This is a genomic window from Parafrankia irregularis (genome assembly GCF_001536285.1).
Taxonomy (GTDB): domain Bacteria; phylum Actinomycetota; class Actinomycetes; order Frankiales; family Frankiaceae; genus Parafrankia; species Parafrankia irregularis.
On sequence record NZ_FAOZ01000019.1, the window covers coordinates 38,720 to 59,190 of the forward strand.

12 protein-coding genes and 1 pseudogene are annotated in these 20,471 nt (G+C 71.9%); 2 read left to right on the plus strand and 11 right to left on the minus strand.

Annotated features, from left to right (window positions below; translation table 11 throughout):
• Positions 1-5: 5 nt before the first annotated feature.
• The 5 genes from tmk to AWX74_RS24490 form a co-directional block, all read right to left on the minus strand.
• Entirely contained in the window at positions 6-2,621 is a 2,616-nt protein-coding gene (tmk, locus tag AWX74_RS24470; RefSeq protein WP_091281478.1) for a dTMP kinase, read from the minus strand.
• Positions 2,621-5,713, minus strand: coding sequence for a type I DNA topoisomerase (gene topA, locus AWX74_RS24475; RefSeq protein ID WP_226931176.1), 3,093 nt, complete (start codon positions 5,711-5,713; stop codon positions 2,621-2,623). The genes tmk and topA overlap by 1 nt, the downstream gene beginning before the upstream one ends.
• 614 nt (positions 5,714-6,327) lie before the next feature.
• Positions 6,328-8,688: a sodium-translocating pyrophosphatase gene (locus AWX74_RS24480; RefSeq protein WP_091281480.1), complete on the minus strand. Its 2,361-nt coding sequence runs from the start codon at positions 8,686-8,688 to the stop codon at positions 6,328-6,330.
• 1,055 nt (positions 8,689-9,743) lie between these two features.
• Positions 9,744-10,319 (minus strand): ATP-binding protein, encoded by a 576-nt coding sequence (locus AWX74_RS24485; RefSeq protein ID WP_091281481.1) that lies wholly within the window; start codon positions 10,317-10,319, stop codon positions 9,744-9,746.
• 36 nt (positions 10,320-10,355) lie between these two features.
• Positions 10,356-10,697: an STAS domain-containing protein gene (locus AWX74_RS24490; protein ID WP_006542987.1), complete on the minus strand. Its 342-nt coding sequence runs from the start codon at positions 10,695-10,697 to the stop codon at positions 10,356-10,358.
• 316 nt (positions 10,698-11,013) lie between these two features.
• On the opposite strand from AWX74_RS24490, the gene AWX74_RS24495 reads away from it, so the two are divergent.
• Entirely contained in the window at positions 11,014-13,458 is a 2,445-nt protein-coding gene (locus tag AWX74_RS24495; RefSeq protein WP_091281482.1) for a DEAD/DEAH box helicase, read from the plus strand.
• 110 nt (positions 13,459-13,568) lie between these two features.
• Positions 13,569-14,486, plus strand: coding sequence for a hypothetical protein (locus AWX74_RS24500; protein ID WP_131799529.1), 918 nt, complete (start codon positions 13,569-13,571; stop codon positions 14,484-14,486).
• Between the two features lie 83 nt (positions 14,487-14,569).
• Here the strand turns inward: AWX74_RS24500 and AWX74_RS42615 are convergent.
• From AWX74_RS42615 to ssd, 6 genes and pseudogenes are all read right to left on the minus strand, one after another.
• Positions 14,570-14,923: pseudogene (locus AWX74_RS42615) on the minus strand (Rv3654c family TadE-like protein); the annotation flags it as partial.
• Positions 14,920-15,333: a TadE family type IV pilus minor pilin gene (locus tag AWX74_RS24510; RefSeq protein WP_091281484.1), complete on the minus strand. Its 414-nt coding sequence runs from the start codon at positions 15,331-15,333 to the stop codon at positions 14,920-14,922. The pseudogene AWX74_RS42615 and the gene AWX74_RS24510, both read right to left, overlap by 4 nt.
• 7 nt (positions 15,334-15,340) lie before the next feature.
• Positions 15,341-15,577 carry a DUF4244 domain-containing protein gene (locus AWX74_RS24515; protein WP_091281485.1) on the minus strand — a complete coding sequence of 79 codons (237 nt, stop codon included), beginning with the start codon at positions 15,575-15,577 and terminating at the stop codon, positions 15,341-15,343.
• Positions 15,578-15,795: 218 nt separating this feature from the next.
• On the minus strand, positions 15,796-17,274 hold the full coding sequence (locus tag AWX74_RS24520) for a type II secretion system F family protein (protein WP_091281486.1): 1,479 nt from the start codon (positions 17,272-17,274) through the stop codon (positions 15,796-15,798).
• Positions 17,271-18,767, minus strand: a complete 1,497-nt coding sequence (locus AWX74_RS24525; protein WP_242666392.1) for a TadA family conjugal transfer-associated ATPase — start codon at positions 18,765-18,767, stop codon at positions 17,271-17,273. Before AWX74_RS24525 ends, AWX74_RS24520 begins: the two co-directional genes overlap by 4 nt.
• Entirely contained in the window at positions 18,764-20,347 is a 1,584-nt protein-coding gene (gene ssd, locus AWX74_RS24530; RefSeq protein WP_091281488.1) for a septum site-determining protein Ssd, read from the minus strand. Before ssd ends, AWX74_RS24525 begins: the two co-directional genes overlap by 4 nt.
• Positions 20,348-20,471 lie beyond the last annotated feature (124 nt).

Here is a 20,471-nt window from a genome sequence, read left to right on the forward strand (position 1 = left end):
TCGGCCTAACCCGCGTCGGCGGTCCGGCGGATCCGTTCGGTGATCACGGAACGGATCCTTCTGTGCAGTTCGGGCGCGGGAAGCGTCGCGTCGACGGTCACGTGTCTGGCAGGGTCCTCGGCGGCGATCCGACGGAACTGCTCGCGGACACGCTGATGGTAGGCCGCGCTGTCGCCGGCGGTGCCGCTGTCCGCAGCGGTGGCGGTGGCGGTGGCGTCGTCGGCGGTGCCGCTGTCCGCGGGCACGGTGGTGTCGGTGGTGCCGCTGGTGTCGGTGGTGCCGCTGGTGTCGGAGGTGTCGTCGGTGGCGGCGGTGTCGCTCCGGCTGACACGCCGGGGCCGGGTGGACGGGCGGGGCGCTTTCCGCTCCGTCGGCAGATCCAGCAGGATCGTCACATCGGGGAGCAGCGAGTGGGTCGCCCACTGGGCCAGCGCGGCCAGCTCGTCCTGGTCCAGGCGCGGGTCGGCGCCCTGGAAGGCCTTCGATGACGCCGCGTACCGGTCGGCCAGCACGATGGCCCCCCGCGCCAGCGCGGGCTCGATGATCCGCGCGACCTGCTCGGCCCGATCAGCCGCGTCCAGCAGGGCCACCGTCCGGAAATGTGGTCGTGTGGACGGGGCGTCGAGGAGCTCGCGCACGCTGGCGCTGATCGGCGTGCCGGTCTTCTCACGAACGACCACGACCTCGCGGCCGCTCGCGGCGAGCCACTCCTGGAGCAGGTCCAGCTGGCCTTCGGCGCCGGCCGCGGTGTCCCCCTCGATGGTGATGAACAGCCCGGCGTGTCGCAGCCGGCGGCGGCTGCGCGGCCGGCGGCCCCGTACCGCGTTCCACAGCTCCGGAAGCACCGCCTCGCCGGCGTGGTCGTCCATCTGCCGGTAGGAGAAGAGCCCGACAGCCACGGCGAGCAGGCCGCCGCCCAGCAGCACCGCGGTGACACCGTCGGCGCGGACGTTGATGTCCCCCCACAGGTGGACCTCGTGGAAGCCGATCAGCCCGACGAGCGCGGGGGCGGCGGCGAGTACGAGCAGCAGGTCGACCCGCACCAGGGACTGCACCAGCGCGAACGTGCGGCCACGCAGCTCGTCGGCGACCTCGGCCTGCAGCAGCGTGTACCCGGTCACCCAGGCGACACCGGCGAACGCGCCGACGAGCACCACCAGGATGCAGGCGATGACCAGGTTCGGAATGATCGCGACGATGACCAGGGTGATGCCGGCGCCGGTGACACAGACACCGAACAGGCGAGTCCGGCTGTAGTCCCCGAGCAGCCGTGGACCGGCGGCCATACCGCCGGCCAGCCCGATGAAGACGGCACCGAAAAGCACACCGTAGGCCGAGTCGCCACCGCCGAGGATCTCGACGTAGAGCTTGCCGAGCGCGATCACGCTCCCGGCGCCCGCGAAGCCGCCCAGGATGCCCACAACGAGGCCACGGACGAGGCGGTCCTGGCCGACGAACTTCCAGCCCTCGGTGATCGACGCGAAGAAGCCCGGCTCCGGGCCCTGCTCAGGCCGTTCCGCCTTGCCGATCGAGCGCAGGCCCCAGATGACGATCGCGGAGCCGAGGAAGGTCGCCGCGTTGAAGTACAGCGCGAGATCGAGCGAGCGGTCCTCGAAGTAGTGGATGCTCGGGCCCAGCCCACGTGACACCGTGGCCAGCAGGGTGAAGATCGCGGCCGCCAGCGGGGCGGTGCCGTAGGTCGTGATCAGGCTCAGCGTGTTCGCCGCCGCCAGCCGGTTGCGAGGAACCAGCCGCGGAATCGAGGCCTCCTTGGCCGGCGCCCACACCAGGCTCACGCACTCGACGAGGAAGGACGCGATCAGCAGCCACTCAAGGGTGTGCACGATCGGGATGGACACGAAGAGCCCGAATCGCATGACGTCGGTGACGACCATGGTCATCCGCCGGTCGAGGCGGTCGGCGATCGCGCCGGCCAGCGGCCCGAGGATGAGAGCCGGCAGCAGGCGGACGATCAGCAGCGAGCCGATCGCGTAGGCCTTGCCGGAGAAGCTGCTGGCGAGCTCGGTGATGAGCGCCGTGGTCGCCAGCAGGCCCAGCCAGTCGCCCAGGCTCGACAGACTGAGCTGGATCCACATCCGGCGGAACTCGGGGATCCGCAGGACCGCGCGTAGATCGCCGTCCGAGCCGTCGGGGCTCTGCGACCGGGCTGGCGGCGATGGCACGGTCGTGACCGGATGCCGGCTGAGTGTGCGCCGCACCCGCATCCGTGGTTGACGCCGATCGGATGGACCGCTCGTCAGCGTGTTCGGTGCGCTCGACGCGGCTGCGGCGTCGGTCGATGCCGCGCCGTCGATCGATGCCGCGCCGCCGGCTGGTGCTGCGGCCGCGGGCGGCTCGCCGGATGCCGCGGCTTCGCTCGTCTGGTCCGTCTCATCCAGTTGGTTGGGCGCACCGGCCCCGTTCGGCGCCTCCGGCCGTGGGACCTCGTTCGGAGGGGTACCTCCACGGGCGGGCGGGCGATCGAGCGGAGTGCTCTGAAAGCCGGGCAGGGGGACGGTCGCGTCGGCCAGCGGGGACACACGTACAGCGGGCTCGCCGCCCGGAGCCTGTACAGGAGTGCCGCCCAGTTCGCCGTGGCTCTCGTCGAGGGGCAGGTCCATCAGCCTGACCGGCGTGAGCCGTTGGAAGCGGCTCCGGTGGCCCCCGCGGCGCCGTTACCGCCGCCGTCGAGGTCCTGGACCGGCGTGGCCCCAGGGCCGTCGGCCGGTGCGGCTTCGGTGGCCCGCGACCTGCGCGAACCGGATCCGGCGGCTGCCGTCGACGTCCCGCCGGCACTCTTCCTGGCTGTCGTCGCCCGGGTCTTTGCGGGGCTCTTGGCTGCTGTGGTCTTCGCGGTCGCCTTCGTGCCCGCCGTTTCGGACTTTTCGCCCGGATCGGAGCTCTTCGCCGTCGAGCGGGTCCTGGCGGTCGCCTTCGCCGTTGACCTGGCGGCCGTCTTCGCGGGCGCCTTGGTGGTTCGGCGGGGGGCCGTGGCAGTCCGGGCGCGACGGTCGGCGAGCAGCTCGGCGGCGCGTTCGGTGGTGATGGATTCGACCGCGTCACCCTTGCGCAGGCTGGCATTCGTCTCGCCGTCGGTCACATAGGGGCCGAAACGCCCCTCCCGGACGACGATCGGCTTTTCGCTGGCCGGATCTTGCCCCAGCTCGCGCAGCGGCGGGGTCTGCGCGGCCTGGCGCCGCCCCCGTGCCTTGGGTTGGGCCAGCAGCGCGAGCGCCTCCTCCAGGGTGACCGTGAACAGCTGTTCCTCGGTCTCCAGCGACCGGCTGTCGGTCCCCTTCTTCACGTAGGGCCCATATCGCCCGTTCTGGGCGGTGACCTCGGCGCCGTCCTCGCCCACCCCGAGAACACGCGGCAGCGTCAGCAGCCGGAGTGCGTCCTCGAGGCTCACGGTCTCCAGGGACATCGTGCGCAGCAGGCTGGCGGTTCGCGGCGGCTCGCTGTCGGTGGTCACGTACGGGCCGTAGCGGCCGGCCTTGGCCGTGATCGACGCACCGGTCTCCGGGTCGGTGCCGAGCAGCCGGTCCCCGCTCGGCGCGGCCAGCAGCTCCAGCGCACGCTCGACGGTCAGCTCGTCCGGCGCCACCTCGTCCGGGACGCTGGCGCGGGCCTCCCCGTGCTGGACATACGGGCCGTAACGACCCACCCGCACGACGACGGGCGCGCCGTCCTCGGCCTTGCCGAGCGGAATCGAGTTGACCTCGCGGGCGTCGATCTCGCCGAGCCGCTCGCCGACGAGGTGCTTGAGGCCCTCGGGTGCGCCCGTGCCGTCCGGGTCGGGTGAGCCGAAGTAGAAGCCCGTCAGCCAGTCGGTGGAGGCGGCCGTGCCAGCGGCGATCGCGTCGAGGTCATCCTCCATCGAGGCGGTGAACTGGTAGTCGACGAGCCGCCCGAAGTGGTCTTCGAGCAGTCCGACCACGGCGAAGGCCACAAAGCTCGGGACCAACGCCGATCCCTTCTTCCAGACGTAGCCGCGGTCCTGGATCGTCCCGATGATCGAGGCGTAGGTCGACGGGCGGCCGATCCCCAGCTCCTCGAGGGTCTTGACCAGGCTCGCCTCGGTGAAACGCGGCGGCGGGCTGGTGGTGTGGCCCCGTGGGGTGAGGGTGCGGGTGGCCAGCGCGTCGCCCTGGCGGACGTCCGGCAGCCGCCGCTCGCGGTCCTCGAGCTCGGCGTCCGGGTCGTCCGCACCCTCGACGTAGGCGCGCAGGAAGCCCGGGAAGGTGATGACCTTGCCGGAGGCGGAGAACTCGGCGTCCTCGCCGGCGGACGAGCGCGCGCCGAGCCGAATCGTGGCGCTGGTGCCGCGGGCGTCGGCCATCTGGCTCGCCACGGTGCGCTGCCAGATCAGCTCGTAAAGGCGGAACGAGTCGCCGTCGAGCTCGGCGCGAACCTCGCCCGGAGTCCGGAACTGGTCGCCGGCCGGGCGGATCGCCTCGTGGGCCTCCTGCGCGTTCTTGACCTTCTTGGCATAGATCCGGGGCCGGTCCGGCACGTACTCGGCGCCGTACAGGGTGCGGGCCTGGTCGCGTGCGGCGGCCAGCGCGGTCTCGGACAGGTTGGTCGAGTCCGTCCGCATGTAGGTGATGTAGCCGTTCTCGTACAGGCGCTGGGCGACCTGCATGGTCCGCTGGCTGGAGAAGCGCAGCTTGCGCCCGGCCTCCTGCTGGAGCGTCGAGGTCATGAACGGCGGGTAGGGCGAGCGGCGGTAGGGCTTCGTCTCGACCGAGCGCACCGCGAACGCGGCGTCGGCGAGGCGCGCCGCCAGCTCCCGGGCACCGGCCTCGTCCAGCAGGGCGACCGCGTCGGACGTCAGCTCGCCGGTCGGGGCGAAGTCACGGCCGCTGGCGAGACGTCGACCGTCCAGCGCGACCAGGACCGCCGGCAGCGGGGTCGGGTCCAGCGCGGCACCGTCATGGGCGACGGTCTGGGCGAAGACGCCCTCGATGTTCCAGTACTCGGCGCTGCGGAACCGCATCCGTGCCCGCTCGCGCTCGACCAGGACGCGGGTCGCCACGCTCTGGACCCGGCCCGCCGACAGCTTCGGCATGACCTTCTTCCACAGCACGGGGGAGACCTCGTAGCCGTAGAGCCGGTCCAGGATCCGCCGGGTCTCCTGGGCGTTGACCAGGTTCTCGTTGATCTCCCGCGGGCTGTCGACGGCGCGCTGGATCGCCTGCGGGGTGATCTCGTGGAAGACCATGCGCTTGACCGGGACAGTCGGCTTCAGCGTCTGCAGGAGATGCCAGGCGATCGCCTCGCCCTCCCGGTCCTCGTCTGTCGCGAGATAGAGCTCGCTGGCGTCCTTGACGAGCGACTTCAGCTTGCTGACCTGAACCTTCTTGTCCGGGCTCACGACATAGAGGGGCTCGAAGCCGTTGTCGACATCGACCCCGAGCCGGGCCCAGGGCTTGCCCTTGTGCGCGGTGGGCACATCGGCGGCGCTACGCGGAAGATCCCGGATATGGCCGATGCTCGATTCGACCTGCCAGCCGGGGCCGAGGTAGCCCGCGATCGTCTTCGCCTTGGCCGGCGACTCGACGATCACCAGGCGGGTTCCGTCCCGGGCCGTGGTGGCGCCGAAGGCCTCGTGGCTGTCGGCCGGCTCGGCGACCGGCGTGGGCGACCCCGCGGTCGTCCGGCTCGTCGACTTCGTGCGCGGTGGCACTTCTCTCCTCGTCACGGCGTGCTGCATCCGGTGGACTCCTCGGGCCGCGATCCGCCCCGGGGAATCCTCGTTCGATCGACCTCTGTCACTTGCTCCAACGTCTGCCCGGGCCGCCGTCGGTACGCACACCGTCGGCACGCCGGCCTTCCCCGCTCCCTGGGCGTGGGCGCGGGTCCGGCGCGACCGGACACCTCCCGCTGCCGGAATCGGCCGCAGGGAGCACCGTACGCCGGTGTGTCGCTGGAGGGACCCCCCGTCCGCCGTCGGGGGCCGAGCGAGTTCTCTCTCCGTGGTCGCACGGGCCACCGACCGCACCATCGTGCCGCGCCATACGCCGACTGGTCCAGCGTCAAAAGGATCTCTCCGCCCACCAGACCCGTCGCACCCCGGTCGACTGAACTGGCATTACCAGAGCCGGGCCGGGTAGCGGTGCCGTGTCGGTCGTGGCCGCCGCGGGTGCGGTCGATACGGCCCATACCAGTGGCCAGGTTACGGAATGTAAGAGGTCCGACCGGCTTGTGCCGGTCGGACCTCTGGGCGTGGTGATGGGTCGGCGCCGACCCGTCCAGGCCCTGCCGGCGGGCTGTTCAGGCCCCGCCGGCGGCATCGTCAACGGGCCTGGACGGTGTCGGCCCCGGCCGCTAGACCTGTACCTGGGAGTCCGGTTGTGGAGAGAACGCGGGCGGCGACGCGGGCTTCGGCGGCTCGTCGCCGATGCTGGAGCCACGCCGCTTGGAGGCGGCGACAACCGCGATGATCACGGCGACCGCCGCCACCGCGATGCCGATCCGGGCCGGGGTGTTCTCGTCGGCGCCGACGGAGAACTTCACGACCAGGGGAGCGATCAGCAGGCTGACCAGGTTCATCACCTTGAGCAGCGGATTGATCGACGGGCCCGCGGTGTCCTTGAACGGATCGCCGACGGTGTCGCCGATCACCGTCGCGGCGTGCACCTCGGAGCCCTTGCCCCCGTATTGCCCGTCCTCCACCAGCTTCTTCGCGTTGTCCCAGGCGCCACCCGAGTTGGCGAGGAAGACCGCCATGAGAACTCCGCCGGCGATCGCCCCGCCGAGGAAGGCGCCCAGCGGCGGATAGCCCAGGCCGAAGCCGACCGCGATCGGTGCCATCACCGCGAGAGTCCCCGGCGTGACGAGCTCACGCAGCGAATCCCTCGTGCAGATGTCCACGACGGCGCCGTAGTCCGGCTTTTCGGTGCCCTGCATGATCCCGGGCTTGTCGCGGAACTGCTTGCGGACCTCTGACACGACGCGGCCGGCCGCCCGGCCCACGGCGTTGATGGCCAGCCCGGAGAACAGGAAGACCACGGCAGCACCGATGACCAGCCCGACCAATGCGTCGGGATAGGCAACATTGAGACCACCAACGGTGCCGCGGCCGAGCTCGGGCGCGGCACCGGCGTCGGCCAGCGCGGTGGTGACGGTGTCGGTGAACGACCCGAACAGGGCGGTCGCGGCGAGCACCGCGGTGGCAATCGCGATACCTTTTGTGATCGCCTTGGTGGTGTTGCCCACGGCGTCCAGCGACGTGAGAATCGCCGCGCCCCGCTCGTCGATGCCCTCCGGCCCCGCGGACATCTCCGCGATGCCCTGCGCGTTGTCGCTGACCGGGCCGAACGTGTCCATCGAGACGATCACGCCGACCGTGGTGAGCAGCCCCGTTCCGGCAAGAGCGACCGCGAAGAGCGCGATCGTGACGCTGCCGGCTCCGAGGAGATACGAACCGAACACGGCGGCTCCGATGAGCAGTGCCGAGTAGACGGCCGACTCCATGCCCACGCCGATACCGGCCAGGATGTTCGTGGCCGGCCCGGTCGTCGACGCCTCCGCGACACCGAGCACCGGACGCCGGTTCGTCTCCGTGAAGTAGCCCGTGAGCAGCTGGATGGCCGCCGCCAGCGCGATCCCGATGATCACCGCGCTGATGGCGATGACCCGGGGGTCCCCGTCCTGGGTGCTTCCGGCCAGCCCCGGGAACTCCGCGAAGCTGCCCGGAAGGTAGAGCAGGGAGACGATCACCACGCCGATCGCGGAGATCACCGCCGAGATGAAGAATCCACGGTTGATCGCGCTCATGCCGGTGCGGTCACCGTCCCGGGGAGAGACCGCGAAAATCCCGATGACAGCGGTGATGACGCCGACCGCGGGGATGAGCAGCGGAAAGACCAGCCCGTCCTCACCGAAGGCCTTGACGCCCAGAATCAGTGCCGCGACCAGGGTCACCGCGTAGGACTCGAACAGGTCGGCAGCCATTCCCGCGCAGTCCCCGACGTTGTCACCCACGTTGTCCGCGATGGTCGCCGCGTTGCGCGGGTCGTCCTCCGGTATGCCCTGCTCGACCTTGCCGACCAGGTCCGCACCGACGTCCGCGGCCTTGGTGAAGATGCCGCCGCCGACCCGCATGAACATCGCCAGCAGTGCCGCGCCGAAGCCGAATCCCTCGAGAACCTGCGGCGCGGTGTCCTGGAAGGCCAGGACGACCACCGCCGCTCCGAGGAGGCCCAGGCCGACGGTGAACATTCCGACCACCCCGCCGGTGCGAAAGGCGATCCGCATCGCGGCGGGTTCGCCGCTTTCGATGGCCGCCGCGGCCGTGCGGGTGTTGGCGCGGGTGGCCAGCGACATCCCGACGAAGCCGACCAGCGCCGAGAACACCGCGCCGACCACGAAGAACACGGATCGGCCCACCCGTGCACCGGTGTCGTCCGCCGGGAGAAGCAGGAGTACGAAGGGGATTACGATGACGAACCCGGCAAGGGTTCGGAACTGCCGACGGAGGTAGGCTGCGGCTCCCTCCTGAACCGCTCGACCCACCTCGATCATTTTCGGAGTGCCCGCACTCGCGGCCAGCACCTCGCGGACGAGGTAGCCGGCGACGAGCAGGGCGAGCGCTGCGACGATCGCCACACCGGCGACCAGCCCGACAGCTCCACCGCTAAGGTCGATTGAGGGATTATCGGCCTGTAGGGTGTGGATCGGGGACATGGCTCCTCCCGGTCTGCATTGTCCCGGGACTGCTGTCCCGGTTTGTTCTGTGCATCCTCCGTGATCGTGCTGAGGTGGAAGCGGACGCCGACCGTCCGCGGCCATCGGTCGTCGATCACAGCCAGGTACGTCGCATCCGACGACGTTCTGGGTGGGTGACAGACACAGGTCAGGGCGTGAGCCGCGGTCCGGCGAAAGCCGAACGGTCGCCGGAGGCGACCGAGAACGAGGGAAGCGACACCGGTCCAGACCCGGCGCTGGTTCCCTCGCGCACGGCAAACACCTTCACGCGGCCCTTGCCTGTGGCCCGGGGCCGGACCCACGGGGAACACCAAGGGAAACACCGACGGTCTCGATCAACCGTCGGCGAGATGCGGCGCAGTCTATCCGTAGGTGTGTGACGTGCGCAGGTTTTTCGGTTGTGACTGGCGGGGGATGTTGTTTTTGTTGTAGAGGATCCCCTGGCGGTGGTGGCCTGCGTCTAGCCGTGGCTGGTCGGCTGACCTGGGCGAATCGTCACTCGCCGTTGCCGCCAGCCCTCGCCGGCCCTCGCGAGGCCAGGCAGCCGGTAGCAGAATCCGGAGAAGCCGCAGATCCGGGCTGGACGGCCAGCGTCGATCTGGCGGATCCGCCCTGATGGGGTGCGAACCGCACCCGCACGGCCACCCTCGGGGATCCCACACCGCCGCGCGCCACCAGCAATTCCCTCAAGTGGGGGCAAAAGGGGCATTCGAGCACCGGGAAAGTACCGGCAACCCGCAAGAAGGAAGGATTCTGGTCGTAGGAACGACGAAAACCCTCCACTCTTGCGGCTCGCCAAACCGGCCACCGGGTCACCGGGCTGCCGGGCTCAGGGCGCGCAGGCGTCCGGGCCGCGTCCGTGGAGTGCGAACCGCTCCGCACGGCCGACCAGCAATCTTGATCGGCGCCAAGCCCGACAGGCTGGCGCGCTTCGCCGGGGGCCGCCGTGACTGTGGACGCCCACCGACGGCCTGTGGCGCCGCCTGCCGGGGCGCCACAGGCGTGGGCCTGTAGCTGGGGGTCGGGAACCTGGCTCAGCCTTCCCGGCGGGCCGATCCGGCGATCTGAGCGGCCAGCGCCGCGTACCCGGCGGAATCGAGGTCGGCGTCCTCCTCGGGCTCCGCCGTGTGCCAGGTCATCTCGACGACGGTGCCGGTGCCGTCCTGACCACGCCGGACGGCCACCTCGTCCACCAGCCCTTCGATCAGGGCCAGCCCCAGACCCGATGGCAGCGGCTGGTCGACCTCGGTGTCGGGCACTCCGATGGCCGCGAGGTCGGGCTCCGCCCCCTCACCGAGGTCGAGCAGGGCGTCGACACTGAGCAGGCCGCCGTCGGGGCCGGGGGCGATCTCGTCTCCGGCCGCGCCGCTGTCGGAGACGACGACCCTGAACGACTCGGGGGTATCGGTCAGCTCGACGTGCACGAACGCCTGGGGATTGCTACGGCGGTTGACTCGGACGGCACGGGCACACGCCTCCCCGACCGCCAACTTGATCTCGTCGATGGCCCCGACCGGCACGCCCGCACGCCTGCTGACCGCGGTGGCGATCATTCTTGCGGTGCGGACATGTCCGGGCAGGGCGGCGAAGCGCAACTCGACGGTGGGCATGCGTCCGAGGACCTGCCTTTCGCGATGGGACCTGACTCAGTCGCTGGCGGCGAGGGCATCCTCGACGGAGGAATGGATGGGGAAGACCTTGGTCAGCCCGGTGATCCGGAAGATCTTCAGGATGCGCTCCTGGGTGCAGACCAGGCGCAGCGAACCCTCGTGCGCACGAACCCGCTTGAGCCCGCCGACCAGGACACCGAGGCCCGTGGAGTCGAGGAACTCCACACCCTCCATGTCGACCACCAGGTGGTACGACCCGGCCGAGACAAGATCGATGAGCTGCTCGCGGAGCTTGGGGGCGGTGTAGACATCGATCTCGCCGCCCACCACGACGACCGTGTGGGTCCCTTCCTGACGAGTCGTGAGGGACAGATCCACGGATCCTCCTAGTGGTTCTTCCCGGCGCCCGCGCCTCGGGCAACCGACATCACGGCGGCACTACCCTCCCATGAGGAGGATCAATCCGGTGGCTCGCAACACTTTGACGAGCCGACGCCTGCGTGGCCTACGGACGAATCGCTCTCAACCGCGTCCCTCTCGTCCAGGGTGGCGCACCCAAGGGATGCTATCGCTGATCTAGCGTCGAGTGAGCCTGGGTTGGCCCGGCACCGGATGTTCACCACCAGCAGCTTCGGGCCTGGTCGGCATGTCCGCGGTGGGCGTCGGCTCCCGCTGACCGCCTATCGTGACGGGCGTGGGTTCGTCGGCGGCCATCGAGCGTGACCTCGCGCGGGCGGACAGCATCCTGGCCAGGCTCGCCCGTGACAGCCGGCGGGCCGGCAACATCACGCATGTCGAGCATGTGCCGTCACGTCCGGGCCGTACGGGGCCCTGGCCGGACTGGGCCGACGAGGTCCTGGTTGGCCGACTGCGCGCGGCCGGGATCGACGAGCCGTGGACGCACCAGGCCCAGACCGCCCAGGCGGCGCACGAGGGGCGAGACGTCGTGCTCGCCACGGGCACCGCGTCCGGAAAATCGGTGGGCTACCTGCTGCCGGTGCTTTCACGGCTGCTGGCCGAACCGGGCGCGCGGGCGGTGTATCTCGCGCCGACCAAGGCACTCGCCCACGACCAGCTGCGCTCGGTGCGCTCGCTGCGGCTGACCGGTGTCCGCGCCTCGACCTACGACGGCGACACTCCAGGCTCGGAACGCGAGTGGGTGCGCGCACACGCGAACTTCGTCCTGACCAATCCGGACATGCTGCATCGCGGGATCCTGCCGGCGCACCGTCGCTGGTCCTCCTTCCTGCGCGGGCTGCGTTTCGTGATCATCGACGAGTGCCACGGCTACCGTGGCGTGTTCGGCGCTCATGTCGCGCTGGTGCTGCGCCGGCTGCGGCGGGTCTGCGCCCGGTACGGCGCGAGACCGGTCTTCGTCCTCGCCTCCGCGACGGTGGCCGATCCGGGAATGTCCGCGTCGCGGCTGACCGGAGTGGACGTCGATGTGGTTGACACGGACTCCTCCCCGCGCGGGCCCGTGGACTTCGCCCTCTACGAGCCGCCACTGATCAGGGGGGCCGTGCAGGCTGGCGGGGCGGGATCGGTTGGCCTTGCCGGTGGCGCTGGCCTCGCCGGTGGTGGTGGGCTGGCTGGTGGTGCTGAGCTGGTCGGTGGCGAGAACGGCGCCCCGGTCCGGCGGGCCGCGACCGCCGAGTCGGCTGATCTGCTCGCGGATCTGGTCACGGAGGGCGTCCGGACACTGGTGTTCGTCCGTTCCCGCCGGGCTGCCGAGGTCGTCGCGGCCGCGGCGCGGCGTGGGCTGGAGGAGGCCGCTCCGGAGCTGTCCGGGCGGGTCGCGGCGTACCGCGCCGGCTACCTCGCCGAGGAGCGTCGGGACCTGGAGAGCCGGCTGAGGACAGGTGAGCTTCTCGGCGTGGCCGCGACGTCGGCGCTGGAGCTCGGCGTCGACATCAGCGGGCTCGACGCGACCGTGATCGCCGGATTTCCCGGCACGCTCGCCTCCCTGTGGCAGCAGGCCGGTCGTGCGGGCCGGGCCGGGCAGGGCGCGCTCGCGGTGCTCGTCGCCCGAGATGACCCACTCGACACCTACCTGGTTCACCATCCCGAGGCGGTCTTCGGCCGGCCGGTCGAGGCCAGTGTGTTCGACCCCGACAACCCGTACGTCCTGATGCCTCATCTGGAGTGCGCGGCGAGCGAGCTGCCGCTGGCCGAGGAGGACCTGGAGCTGTTCGGGCCCGGAGCCCGCGGGGCCGTCGACGACCTCGTTCGCCGGGGACGGCTGCGCCGCAGGCCCACGGGCTGGTTCTGGACGCAGCGGCACCGGCCGGATGTCGACATCAGAGGAACCGGTGGCCCTCCCGTGCGCATCGTCGAGGTCGGGACAGGCCGCCTGCTCGGCACCGTCGACGCGGGGACGTCACATTCGACGGTGCACCAGGGGGCTGTGTACCTGCATCAGGGTGCCACCTTCCTCGTCACCGAGCTCGACCTCGACGACGCGGTCGCTTTCGTCGAGGCAGCTCAACCGGACTGGACGACGGTGGCGCGTGAGCACACCGACATCCGGGTGGTCGAGTCGACGCGGTCGGCGCGGTTCGCCGACGTCGAGATCCACCTCGGCACGGTCGAGGTCACGAATCAGGTGGTCGGATTCCAGCGCCGACGCCTGGCCACCGGTGAGATCCTCGGGCAGGAACCGCTCGACCTGCCGCCGCGCCAGCTCCGCACCAGGGCCGTCTGGTACACCGTCACCGACGAACTGCTGGCCGCTGCCAACGTGGAACCCGCGGAGGTGCCGGGCGCGGTGCATGCCGCCGAGCACGCGGCGATCGGCCTGCTTCCGCTGTTCGCGACGTGTGACCGGTGGGATATCGGTGGTGTGTCCACCGACCTGCACCCGGACACGGGCCGCACCAGCGTTTTCGTCTACGACGGCCATGCCGGGGGAGCCGGGTTCGCCGAGCGCGGGTTCCTGCGGGTGGCCGAATGGCTGAGTGCCACCCGGGATGCGGTCGCCGCCTGTGAATGCCCAGCTGGCTGCCCTTCCTGCGTGCAGTCGCCGAAGTGCGGAAACGGCAACGAACCTCTCGCCAAGGCGGCGGCCGTGCGGCTGCTGGACTCCGTGTTGGCCGCGATGGACGGAGACCGCGGTCAGGTACTGGACCCACCACAGAAATAGACACCTTCGTGGGTCGGGGGGGTAGCCGACCGTATCGGGGGTAGACCGCGCTCTGTCGGATTCTCAGAGCGGTCCTACTTCCCGTAAACGGCAGGAATGTGGAGGTTCCGGTGGTCACCGTCGGCGTAGTCCTGGTACTTCTGGCGGGCGTTCTCACCGCGGACATCGTCCTGGAGAGCTCTGGCCAGACGGAACTGATGATCATGGGGCAGGCGCTGTCCTTTGACGTCTGGGGGCTGTTCGTCCTGGGGGTCGCTACCGGGGTGCTGGCGGTGGCCGGTATCCAGCTCGGGCTGCAGGGTTTCGCCCGCGACAGGCAGCGGCTGAGGGCGCAGCGCCAGCAGGCCAGGGATCTCGCCGCCATGACCCGCCCCGTTCCTGGGGCGCACCCGTCGCCTTCGCAGCCCCGTGCCGCCGCGACGGCCGCAGCCACCGGTTTCGCGCCTCGTGGGTCGGTTCCTGGCGGGTCGGTTCGTGGTGGCGCGGTGACGACGGCCGGTGGTTCGGCGCCGGCGCCAGCACCCGCCGCGCCAGCACCTGCCGCGGCACCGTCGAGCCAGGCCCTGGCACCGTCGAGCCAGCGCCCGTCGAGCCAGCACCAGTCAGGCCAGGGCCAGTCAGGCCAGGCGCCGATCGGCCGGCCGGCTGGGACCGCGACCGCTCCCACAACACCGCTGGTCGTGCGTGGCCATGGCGCGGGTGGGCGTGGCTCGACGGCGCGGGCCGGTGACGCGAGGACCACAGGCGCGGGTTCGCGGTCCGCCCCGCCGGCCGACGCGCCTGTGCCGGCGGGCCGCGCGGCTGCTTCCGTCGAACGGCCGTCGACGCCCTCGGTACGCCATGGCAGGCCCTCGGTTGTGCCCCGAACTGATCGGGTGGTTGCGAGGGTCGCTGACCTACGGCGCCGGAACAGCGATGGAGCCCAGGGCCCGACCGGGAACGGCACTCCCCACGCCCAGGACGCCCCTGTCGGGAAATCCCAGCACCCCGGGGACCCCGACGCGCCCACGGGTGCCCGCCCGAGCTGAACTCCCACAGGCCCATCGGTACCGGCCATCGCCGCGGCGACAGCCTGATACGCGCCGGGCGCGCCTTCCCAGGGCCCGGCGCGTGCGCGAGCCCGAGCCGGGCCGAACAGCCGTAGCGAAGTCGGTAGGTCGGCCTCGACCGTGACGCTCACGCCATCGCCTTCCACCTGACAGATCGCCAGCCGCGCGGAGTTGGCCCTGGCCGACTCCGCGGCGCGCTGGCAGGCGAGAGCAGGCTGGGCGGAGTGCTCCGCGGCGGCGGCGAGCGCCGCGAGGTCGGCCGCCGTGGCAGCCCGCTGCCGACTCGCGTCGACCTGCGCGAGGCTCAGCACCATCGATCCGGTGGCAACGACGACCATCATGGCGCCGAGCAGCCAGACCGTGGCGGAGCCGCGTTCGCTCGTATTCGACGAACCAGGCGGCCGGGTTGTCCTCATGGCCCGGTACCCGCTGGCCCGGCACCCGCCGCCGTGTTTTCGACGGCGGCGACCGCGACGGCCGAGACGGTGACCGTGGGCACGAGGCGACCAGCACCTCCCGTGCCGACAACCGCGGCGACACGGACACGTACCGTCCCCGCGCTACCGCCGATCTCGATTTCGGCGCCCGGCGGCGCCGCCCGCAGTGCCCAGGCCCGGGCAGCCGTCGCCGACTCACCACGAGCAGCGGCGCGAGCCCCGAGCCGGGCGGCTTCGGCGCATCGTGTCTGCGCGGAGACCGCGCTGAGCATCCAGAGAATCATGAACATCACCGCCAGAAGACTGGGCAGACCCATCGCGAGCTCGGCGGTGACCTGGCCACGATCCCTGCCGCCGCGCGGGCGTCTCGGCCTGGTCGCAGTTCTCAAGGCGCGCTCAGAAGTCGATCTTCAGCGCGCGCTCGACCACCGAGGAGATCAGCGAGCGGGTGGCTGAGCTGGACACCACTGCGTAGAGCACGCTGGCGAACGCGACGGCTGCGAGGGTGCCGACGGCGTACTCGGCGGTGGACATTCCTGCGTCCACCGCGGTGGCTGCCGCCGCGCGGCGGCGCCGGGGCAGCGATCTCACCAGCGTCGACGCCAGATGGATGAACAGGACGAGAAGCCACATCATTGCCTCCGGGTCAGGTGGGGCATGGCCTGGTCAGAGCTGGTCAGGACGAGGCTCGGCAGGCCGGATCTTGTCTGGTACCTCGTGGCGCCGGCTGTCTCGATGATCGGGCGGTGTCGGCCGGTGAGGGACGGGCCCGCACTCCCTGTGGATGACGAGATCTCATCCACAACCCGGCACCCGATCTGCCCGCCTCGGGCGCGGTCGCGGACCGCTGTTCAGGGCTGTGGCAGGAGGCCCGAGCCGAGATCCGGGGCGGTGCCGATGATGATGGGCACCACGCCGAGCAGCAGGAAGGCCGGCAGGAAGCACAGTCCGAGTGGGGCGACGGCCAGGACGCCGGCTCGCCGGGCGGCGCCGATGGCCGCGGCGTGGGTCTCCTGCCGTGCACGGGTGCTGATTCGGGTGAGCGTCGTGGCGAGTCTCGCCCCGGAGGATTCGGTCCTGCCGATGGCGGCCACTGCGGCGAGCACCGTCTGTGCCTCACGCTGCCGGGCTGACCCGGCTCGCCCGGGCAGCGTGCCGATCCCCAGCGCGCGCGAGAGCCGTGCCGTACCACCGTGCCGTCGGGACCGCCGGCTGCCGGCGCGCCGCCCACGGCGGGGTGCGGGCTCCGCGCTGAGCACACCGACCGCGCCCAGAAGCCGGCGGCACGCCTCGTCGGCCGGTGCTCCGTGGCGCATCGAGCGCCCGGTGGCCCGCAGCTCGACACCGGCTGGGCCTCCGGTCGCGGACCCGACGACCTCCAGCGAGTTCTGCGTGGTGGCCCCCGCTCTCAGGCAGGCGGAGACGAGGTCGAGAGCGAGGGGAAGATCGGCAAGCATCCGGCGGCGGTACTCCCCGGAGGCCGCAGCGTCGCCTGGCCGTCCGGGTGGGAGCGGCCCCGCGCAGACGGGCGGCACCCGGGCCTGGACCCCGTCCGAGATCCGCCGCAGCCAGCGCAGCCCGGCCAGGTCGAGCAACACCCCCGCGGCCAGACAGAGCGTGCCGACCGGGGAATTCGTCAGGACGTCCACCGGGGACGCGCCGAGCAGGATTCCCATTGCGACGCCGAGCAGCGGCAGGCCGGCCACGAGGCGACCTGACGACCGCGGCCCGGCGAGGGCGGCGGCCAACTCGTCGGCACGTGCCGCATCCGATCGGGCCGCATCGGCGAGCATGACCGCGACCGGTGCCAGTCGGACCCCGGTCAACCGGCACACCCGGAACGCGGTGGCGAGCTGCCGCAGCGCGCCGGCATCGCATCGGGACAGCAGCCTCGGTGCGTCGTCGGCGTCGGCGTCGGCGAGCAACTCGCGCAGACGTGGCAGGTCGAGAGAGCCCGCCGCCCGTCCCGAGCGGCCGCCACCCCGACGGCTGTCACTCGGACGGCTCTGACGGCCGCCACCCCGACGGCCGTCGCCACTGTGGGCTTCGCTGCTGTGTGGGTGGGCCGGCAGGCTGGTGACCGAGGCCAGCGCGGTTCGCAGCGCGCCGTCGGGAGACGCGCCGGCGTCCAGCTCGGTCGCCACCGCGGCCAGCACGTCCTCAGCCGCCCCACGCAGCTCGGCCTCGTAGCGGTGGACGACCCAGCGACGCAGAGCCCCGTGCCCGCAGCAGAGCACGACGACAGCGATCCCGGCGGCCGGGCCACCCAGCACCGTCGCGGCGACGCTCCCGCCTGCCCAGGCAGCACCCCGCGCCAGCCGGGCCGTCATCGCGCGCCTGGCCGGGGCGCCGATGGCCCTGCTTGGCGGGGATGCGGCGGTCGCATCCGAAGCGCTGGTTGCGCTGGTGGTGCCGATCGTTGCGGTGGTGCTGGTTCTCCGTGGGGTGCTGCCGGCCCCGCCCCGGGCGCTGTGGTTCTGGGCACTGCGGTTCTGGGCATCGCGGTTCTGCGCGCCGCGGCCGGCCAGAGGCGCACCCCACGTTCCCGCAGGAGCGTGGCCAGTAGGGCGAGTCCCTCCGGATCCGGCTGGACGACGCCTCGAGCGGGTCGTTCGCCCACGTGCCGGGGCAGCTCCCGGGCATCGTCGCCGACAAGCGCCGGGACGACCTGGACCAGGCCGTCATCGCCCCGGCGCAGCACCCCGATGCCGGCGACCCGACGGGCACCCGCCGCATTCCGCCGGAGATGGATGGCCACCTGCACGGCCGCCGCCAGGTGGCTGTGCAGCGCGGCGCGCGGCAGTCCCGCGAGAGCGCCCAGGGCCTCCATCCGCGCGGGCAGGCTCTCGGCGGCGTTGGCGTGCACAGTTCCCAGGCCGCCCTCGTGGCCCGTGTTCATCGCCATCAGGAGATCGAGGACTTCCGCTCCGCGGACCTCGCCTACGACGAGGCGGTCCGGCCGCATGCGCAGTGCCTGGCGGACCAGCTCTCGCTGGGTGATCTCGCCGGCGCCCTCGACGTTCGCCGCGCGAGCCTCCAGCCGGACCACGTTGATTCGGGAGAGGACGAGCTCCGCGGTGTCCTCGACCAGCACGATCCGTTCTGTCGCGGGTGCGGCGTCCAGCAGGGCGGCGAGCAGGGTGCTCTTCCCCGTCCCGGTTCCGCCGCTGATGAGCGCGGTGAGTCGGGCGGCGAGGACGGCACGCAGGGCGGCCGCGGTGTCGGGCCCCAGGGTGCCGGCGGCCGCGAGGTCGTCCAGGGTGAACGGCACGGGGCGCGGCCTGCGCAGTGACAGGCAGGTTCCACCCAGGGCGGGTGGGGAGAGCATGGCGTGCAGGCGGATTCCGTCAGGCAGCCGGATGTCGGCGAACGGCATGGCGGTGTCGAGCCGGCGGCCGCCGCTGGCGGCGAGCCGGACGGCGAGCGCCCGGACAGCTCCGTCGTCGGCGAAGCGCACGCCGGTGAGACGAAGCCGGCCGGCTCGTTCGATCCAGACCTTGTCCGGGCCGTTGACCAGGATGTCGGTGATCTCCGGGTCGCGCAGCAGGACCGCGAGCGGCCCCAGCCGCTGGGCATGCCCCTGGGATGGCGTCGAGCGCGCCCCGTTCGAAGCGAGCCTGGCCGCCTCGGCCAGGCCTACCTCGGACGGGCCTGTGCCGGACGGACCTGACTCGAAGGGGCTCGTCTCGAACGAAGCCGGCGGCGGCACCGCCCCGGGCGGGGTCGCCTCGGAAAGCAGGGGCCCGGGCAGCGGTGCGGCGGACGGCGCCGCGGTGACGGCATCGGCTGAGGCCGACGAGGCGCGGGACCGGCCGGCTCTCACAGGTGCGCTCCGCCGGTGAGGCCGACTTCCGCGAGAAACCGATCGCTGAACCGGATGAGCGACGCTCCGGCAATCGAGCCCTCCGCAGCGGTGGTCGAGCCTTCCGCCGCCGCTTCGGCTTCGACGGGCGGTCGTTTTGTGATCCTCACTGTGGATTCCGAGCGCGGCGCGCCCGAAGTTCCGGCCGTGGCCGGACGGTTTCCTTTTCCTTCGGAGCCGGGTGTCTCCTGGTGGTCATGGCCGGCCATGACCACGGGGTTCGCGGCCGGTTCGTGGTGGATCACACCGGCCAGCGGAAGTCCCACGGTGGCGACGATGCGGGCCACCGCCGGGTGCAGGGACTCGTCCGGCTCGTTCCGCTCGGCGGGTGAGCCGCTGCCGGGCGAACCGCCGCGAGCCGGGCCGGATGGCTGCGCGCCTGGCGGTGGGAGCATGCCCGCCGGTGGGAGGCGAACGACCAGCCGTACGTCCGAGCAGGTACGCGCCACGTACCTGGCGACCTGAGCCGCCGCCGCGGCTGTCGCGGGCTCGGCTGTCACGACGAGCAGCACCGTCTCGCAGAGGAAAAGCCCGACGTCCGCCCCGGCATCGGCGGAGCGAGGCAGGTCGGCGACGATCAGGTCAGCTCCACCGCGAGCGGTGGCGAACATGGCGCTGATGGCCGGCGGCGACAGTACGGGGATCTCGTCGCGGTCCCAGGAGAGCACCGGCAGATCGCCGCCCCACATGGGCGGCCCGGCAAGGAAGTGTTCGAGGAAGTCATCGTCGTCCTCGTCGTCGGCTGGCCGTGGGTGCGGTGGCTCCGCACGCGCGGCGTCCCCGATGACAGTGCCTGCCGGTGTGAGGGGACGGCGCCGGGTCCCTGGACGTGCCCAGGGGTGGGGGCCCCGGGCCTGGGGCGGGCGTGCCTGCGCCGCGGACAGATCGCCGCCGGCAGCGTGGCGCACCGCCGAGCCCGCGCCCGCCGGATGGAACCGAGGGATGCCTGCCGAGGGCCCGTCGCCGTGGCTGGCCTCCGATCCGAGACCGGAGCCCCAGTGCGTGTCCGCGCCCACCGTGAGCCCGCCGAACGGGTCGATCTCCAGCAGCGCCGAGCGGACCTGGCGCCGCAGCCCGGCGCGGGCCAGCGTCACGGCCAGGGTGGTGGAGCCGGCCCCGCCGTGCCCGCCGAGCACGCCGAGGGTCAGCGACCGGCGGCCGGCGGTGTCCGCCGCACGGGAGAGGACGTTCACGAGCCAGGTCTCGGCCGCGGGAAGGAAGATCACGTGTTCGGCATTGATCAGAAGCGCCAGACTCCAGGTCCGGCGGTCGTCGACATCGGTTCCGACGAGCACGATGTCCGACCGCGGCGGCAGATTCGCGGCGACACAGGCCGCGGCGCGGTCGGCGCCTACCACGACCAGCGGTGCGTTGGCCCAGTACCGGCTGGCGGCCCTGGCCGTCGGCGCGACCGTCACGGTCGTGCCCGCCGCGGCCGCGAGCCGCAGCAGGTCGTCGAGAAGCTCGTGCGAATCGGTGACGACCAGCGGGCGTCCACGGGGAGTGTCGTCGGCTGGCGTGATCGGCTTCGCGGGGGTCATGGCGGGCCGTCCCTTCGGCGCGGGTGGCTGTGTGCGGCCACCATGCGCCAGCCGGGCCGGGCAATGTGGATCTTTGGTGGGGGCCGGGCCGTGTTATAAGGGCCGGCCCGCGTCGGTACCGAGG